The organism is Halalkalicoccus sp. NIPERK01, from assembly GCF_030287405.1.
Classification (GTDB): Archaea; Halobacteriota; Halobacteria; order Halobacteriales; family Halalkalicoccaceae; genus Halalkalicoccus.
Map to the genome: position 1 here is coordinate 1 of NZ_JASVVV010000017.1, position 370 is coordinate 370.

Annotated in this window: 1 protein-coding gene; it reads left to right on the forward strand. The window is 64.6% G+C overall.

What is annotated here, in order from left to right:
• Nucleotides 1–370, forward strand: a 370-nt coding sequence (locus QRT08_RS18415; protein WP_286047453.1) for a GTP-binding protein, incomplete at both ends; no start/stop codon positions are given.

Here is a 370-nt window from a genome sequence, read left to right on the forward strand (position 1 = left end):
GACGACGGCGTCGCGCCCCAGACCCAGGAACACGTCTTCCTCGCGCGCACGCTCGGGATCAACGAACTCATCGTCGGAATCAACAAGATGGACCTCGTCGAGTACGACGAGAACCGGTATCGCGAGGTCGTCGAGGAGGTCAAGAAGCTCCTGAACCAGGTGCGTTTCAGCAGCGACGACGCGAGTTTCATCCCGATCTCGGCGTTCGAGGGCGACAACGTCTCCGAACGCAGCGACGAGATGCCGTGGTTCGAGGGCCGGACGATGCTCGAGGCGTTGAACGATCTGCCCGAGCCCCAGCCGCCGACGGACGCGCCGCTGCGCCTGCCGATCCAGGACGTCTACACCATCTCCGGCATCGGCACCGTCC